The following is a 5,807-nucleotide window of genomic DNA, read 5'->3' on the forward strand; positions in this document are numbered from 1 at the left end:
TGTTTATGGGCACCAGAAGGAGCTGTTGAAGCTGTTTTTATTAAAGTCTCTATAACTTCCTTAGGTACAGGGGTATCTGCATATTCCCGAACCGACCTTCTTTGATTTAAATAGCTGTAAAAAGCTTCACTTTGTTTTACCAATTCTTCTTGAGATAAGGCATTGGCCTGGTAGATCACATGAGAATGACCATTAACTAAAATATGAGATTTAGATGACATTTTAATAGTGCTGTTTTAATACGTATAACTACACAAAGTTATTGTTTTTTTAGTGGTCCGAAAATCAATCGATTTCGGGTGTTATTTAAGGTGAAATAATATCAATTTATATTTGTAAACCGACTTGCCGGGAAGAATATTTGGAGACTAATGAGCTTATAGTTTTCCGCGGTTTAGTTTTTATTGCGCAAAACAGGTGCCGTTTTATTTCGGATGAACGGTACCAAATGTTCGATAACTGACTGTTTACAACAAAAATAGCTAGCTACTCAACATAGACTATGGCAGCCTAGTCTTAACTGTTAAATTTGGTGCCGACTACCTATGCTAAATCTCAACCGTTAGTAATAAAATAGGAGTTTACAACCCACAGTATGAGTTCTAGTATCAAAAAACACCTTAAAAAGGCAGGTCTTCTGGTTGCTTTTCTATGTTCATTTTTGAGTTACTCCCAGTCTTTCTTAATTACGTTTCCAGAAGCACCAGAAAATGCTACGGTATGTAATGACGCAACCTTACTGAAAGTAAAAATGAATGTAATTGAAGCCTCAACAACTGGCGCCACAATTACTATTGATTTAGCAGATGGAATGCAGTATGAAGTAGGTTCCATTATAAAAACAGGCGGTACAAGTTCTCTGACCATAACAGAAAATGGAGGCACCCCAAACCAACCTATCTTCACTTTAGGACCAACTAACCTTACCGTTGGTAGTTTTATTGAATTTACTATTCTTAGAAAAGCATATTGTGACGCGTATAGCAACGTTCTTGCCGGAGGTATCTTTGTGGATAAAGTTATTGGTGATATTAATGGATCTTTATCCGATGAGGAAACTACACCATATTCCATTAACTATCCTTCATTAAGTTTTGTACAACCCGCTACTTTAAATGATGCCTTAATTGGTGACATTAAGAGCAGAACCTTCAGTATTACCAATGGAGCGGACGGTTGTGCCAATGCGGTACATTTTGCCATAGATTATAACGGAACCGGTATTGCGCAGCAAAGTCTTACTTTAGGTGGTGTTACCATAAATCCAACTTCTGTTGTGGGGTCGGTATACTATTACAGCATTTCAGGTACGGACCTTACTGCCGATTCGCAATTGTGTAATGGCGAGACCTTGACATTTACGGAAACTATAGAAATAAAAACATGCAGCCCAGTTACGGATTATCAAATAGGATGGGGCTGTAATTCTGACCCTGTAGATTGGTGTACAATGGTAACCGGTACGGGTGGAATTAACATGGCTACCGGAAATCCTGATTTCAAATCCAACAGGAACACCAGAATAGGGTATGTAGATATGTGTACCCCGTTTAAAGTAGAAGCAGAATTTGTAAATGAGGGTACGGGAGATACAAATGCTGCTACCATGTATAATCTGAAGTTGCTAAAGGGTAGGGGAACAGGTAGTCAATCATTGACGGCTATGAGTACCATCTACTCCATTTCTAATGCAACCTTAAACTCACAAAGTGTACCATGGGTATATGTAGGGAGAAAATTAACCGTAGACCTTGAAGATTATTTCACTTCTGACCCAGATGGAGCGGGAGTAGGTCTTGATGATATTGATGGTGATGGGTTTTATGATGATTTACCAAAAAATTCAACAGTTGCCATTGTTGTAGATGTGGCCATAAATTGTGCAAGTACTTGTGGCGCAAGTAGTGTGATGGATAATTTTGCTGGATCGGTAAAATATACCACCATGTGTGATGCTACGGAGGTGTCTTCACAGCGGCTTTATGCACAAGGCTCTTCATTGGCCTATACACAATCGGCATTTGTAACTACAGGCTACATTCCCGCTAATATTGATGACAATGTTCCTTTTAGAACTCGTTTAAGTATAGGATACTATAGACAGAAAGATGATTTTGATAGCGCGAGCTCCCGTTATGTATATGAGCTTACCCTTCCAGCAGGTGTATCGGTTTCGGGAACAGGAAATGTAGAATGGCGGTATGGTGAATTTCCGGGTTCTGGAAATCCCGTTTCTGTAGGATATACCCAAACAGGAAATGTAGTGACCATAACATCACCAAATAACAACATCGGCTATGCCTTAATCGATTTAGTGTACGATTGTAGTTCTGGCTCAGAATTGTCTTTGAATTATACGTTTAGAAAAATAAATAATCCGGCTACAGGGTGTTCTTGTCAAGGGGAGCTTACTTGTGGTAGTTTGACCACCAATGCCAGTTGCCCAGGTAGCTGTCTTATTGGTCCAAGCAGTGGTATACCTATTGTACGCCGTGCGGATAATTCTTTGGGTTGGACAGATAGTTCCATGTCTACCAAACAAGTTGCCGCTAATATAAGTGCCTATGATTTATCTAAAGCGTTGTATTTAGATGAAATAGAAATACACGGTAACGCTACCCAAAATGGAGCATCAGCAACCTTAGGAGCTCGTTTGGTATTGGATAAAATAAATGCATCAACCAATAAAATAACCCCTTTAGAAGTAGATGTTACTATCATACGAAGTGGTGTTGCTGTTGCCAGTGGAACACTTACCAATTTTTCTATGGCCAATTCCACTACTACAGACCAAATAATCGATTGGAATTTAAGTGCTCTTATTCCCAATGGAGGTTTGTTAAATGGCGATGAAATAGAAACTGTTTCTCGTTACCAAGTGACCTCTAATAGCATGACGCAACACGATGTGCAGTCTGGCGGACAATGGTATTTTTATAATACGGATGCCGTAAGCGGAGACCAAGTATATTGTAACTTCTTTACTCCAGAAATGTATTTAGTAGGTACCAGAGATGTTATTGGTACCAATACCTATTCTAACTACGGATGTGATATTGTACAATTAGGAGGAAGCACCAACTACTTAGCACGAAGGTTTGACACCGCTGGTTTTTATTACCAAAATGAATATAGACCGGTTATGTATGTGGAGTCTATTGAAGCAGTAATTCCGCCAGGATATGAACTTATAGAAGCCAGTATAAGTGGCGGAGGCACTTTAACCGCCGATGCAGTTTCCGGGAATACGTATACGTTTAATAATCCGGGAGATTGGCCTGGCGTAGGCTTAACGGTAACGAATGCCTATGGAAGACTTTATCCTTTTAAAGTAAGGGCCACTTGTGAAACAGAAACAACCGAGCCTATAGTGTTTAACTTTAAAATAAAGGATTACTATTACCATTATGCAGATGATAATCCCACCAGCACGGAACAGGAAGTTATAAAAACAAATGCTCGTAATATTACCCATTACGAGCATCCAGAAATTTCGCTAACAAACCAAACGGGTGCTATACAGGCCTCCGAACCAATTGAAAGTTGGGTGGTTCAAATGGCGAACACCGGTTCTAAAACGGCACCTTACAATTGGATTTCCATAGATGATGTGCCTAACGTACAAATTGAAAGAGTAGTGGATATTGCTACAGGTCTTGAGGTGGCACCAACGCCATATCCTGGGGGGAATTTATATCTTTTAGGAACCACAGGACTTACCACTAGTAGTTTTAAAGATTATAGGGTAGACTTCTCCTATACCAGTTGTGTGGAGACTACCTTAAAGGTTTTTGGTGGTTGGAACTGTAATGAATATCCAACCGATCCCAATGTTGAAACTTGTAGTAAAGAAGAACTAGATCTTATTTTTACTCCCGCAAGTGGCGAGGTAGAAATTATCTCAGTAGAAGAACCCAGTAGTGCTATTGACATCTGTACCCCATTGGACTATGCTTTTAATATAAACTCCGTTCAATCCGGTAATATTAAGGATGTGATGTTCACCATTATTGCGCCACAAGGTATGAATCCGGTTTCCGGTAGTTTTGAAGCGGAATATCCTGTAGGTTCAGGTAATTGGGAGGCTATAGCCGTTAGCTCAAATACAGGTTCTAATTATGTTTATGATCTAACCCAGCATACCATATTTCCTACTTTGGGTCTACCGGGAACGTTAAACGATGGAGGTGATGCCAATAGTAGATTAATGGCCACACGCTTTAAAATGACCTCTAACTGTAATTTTGTTGCAGGGTCTAACTTTCAGGTTTCGGCATCGGCAAATAATATATGTGGAACACCCGCATTGGGGAACAGTTTAGAATCGCAAACCGTATCAACAAACGTATCTGGTGTAGCCGCAGATTATTCTGTAGTAACAGATGTAGATTTGGTATCCGGTAGTTTTGATAATTGTAGCACACCTGTAGTATTGGAAAATACACATACCATTATTACCTCTGAACCGGTTGGGGCCAATGGTTTTATAGATATTGAACTGCCAATAGGATATTCCTATACACCTAATTCCTATACGTGTACCTCTACTTTATGTGCCTCTTTTGATAGTCTGGAAACAAGTACCAACGGTAATGAAGTCATAAAACTTACCATTTCTTCTGGAATGGTGAACGGAGACGTCTTTAGCTATACATACGAGGTTACAGAAGACGCAACTGGTTTTATAAGTTGCGGTAATAAAACCATAACTATTACTTCTTTAGATGAGACGGAAAATATATCCTGTTCTACGGAGTCTGACGGATTCTGCCCGATACTTTCTGTCCAAACCGGAGAATACGATTATATTTTTAATGTTGATCGCGCAAGTTTGGTAATCACTTCTACAGCTACTAAGGCAAAATTATCGGGTACTAATGAACTAATTGCTACCGCCTTTAGTATTGAAAATACATCAGCTTTTGATATTGCTGCAGGAACTATAATCGAAGCTTTTTATGATGCCAACCAGAATGGTGTTTATGATGCTTCGGAAATTATTTTAGATGATAAAACACTCGCCGTAGGCATCACAGCAGGGAATACCATATCTGAATCCCTTAGTTTTACTATTCCAGCCTCACAAGTTTGTAATGTAGTTATAGCCGTAAGAACTAGTGAAAACCGATGCTTTTGTGCAGATGCCTATACGACTATGGTGACACCTACATCATTAAATGGAGCAGCAGGGACGGACAAAGAAGTTTGTGAAATAATCAATAGTATTACTTTGGGTAATCCACTAGCTGCTTATACCTATCAATGGGCAGGCTTATCTCCAGTAGAGACCGCTTATTTAGATAACACGCTATCGGCAAGTCCTGTGTTTACTTATAATGGACCAAAAATCACAACTCCGGTAGACCTTATTTATACGGTAACCGTAACCCGGCCCAACGGATGTAGGAGTACGGATACGATGACGGTAACTGTAAATCCGTCACCTCAAGCAGCTGTGAACACCACAGATACTAGTTGTGGGTTGAATAACGGAAGTATAGAATTTGTATTTAGAGACTACCCTCAAGAAACTTGGATAGAGTTTAGTTTAGATAACGGAAGTACTTATAGGTCTCAAATATCAGATGCTATGGGAAGTATTACGTATACCGGACTATCATCGGGAACATACGATTTATGGGCTCGATGGGGAGATAATTCGTGTCCTGTAGACTTAGGCAATTACACAATAAATGTCATTGCAGAAGTTAATTATACCACGCAACCAACAAACGAAATTGTACTAGTTGGACAAGATGCCATATTCTTTGCAAACGTACAGAATGCAAATACGTATCAATGGGAAT

Annotated in this window: 4 protein-coding genes; 1 reads left to right on the forward strand and 3 read right to left on the reverse strand. The window is 39.5% G+C overall.

Annotated features, from left to right (window positions below; genetic code table 11):
• The 3 genes from ACSHWW_RS14190 to ACSHWW_RS14200 all read right to left on the reverse strand — a co-directional run.
• Positions 1-221 (reverse strand): nitroreductase family protein (locus tag ACSHWW_RS14190; protein WP_435683131.1); only part of this gene is annotated, 221 nt, incomplete at its 3' end.
• A 445-nt stretch (positions 222-666) separates the two neighbouring features.
• A complete protein-coding gene (locus tag ACSHWW_RS14195; protein ID WP_435683132.1) occupies positions 667-1,074 on the reverse strand; it encodes a hypothetical protein in 408 nt (135 codons plus the stop codon).
• Between the two features lie 747 nt (positions 1,075-1,821).
• Entirely contained in the window at positions 1,822-1,947 is a 126-nt protein-coding gene (locus ACSHWW_RS14200) for a hypothetical protein (RefSeq protein ID WP_435683133.1), read from the reverse strand.
• A 580-nt stretch (positions 1,948-2,527) separates the two neighbouring features.
• On the opposite strand from ACSHWW_RS14200, the gene ACSHWW_RS14205 reads away from it, so the two are divergent.
• On the forward strand, positions 2,528-5,807 hold a 3,280-nt coding region (locus ACSHWW_RS14205), incomplete at its 3' end, for a hypothetical protein (RefSeq protein ID WP_435683134.1).

Source organism: Nonlabens sp. (assembly GCF_051251825.1).
GTDB lineage: Bacteria > Bacteroidota > Bacteroidia > Flavobacteriales > Flavobacteriaceae > Nonlabens.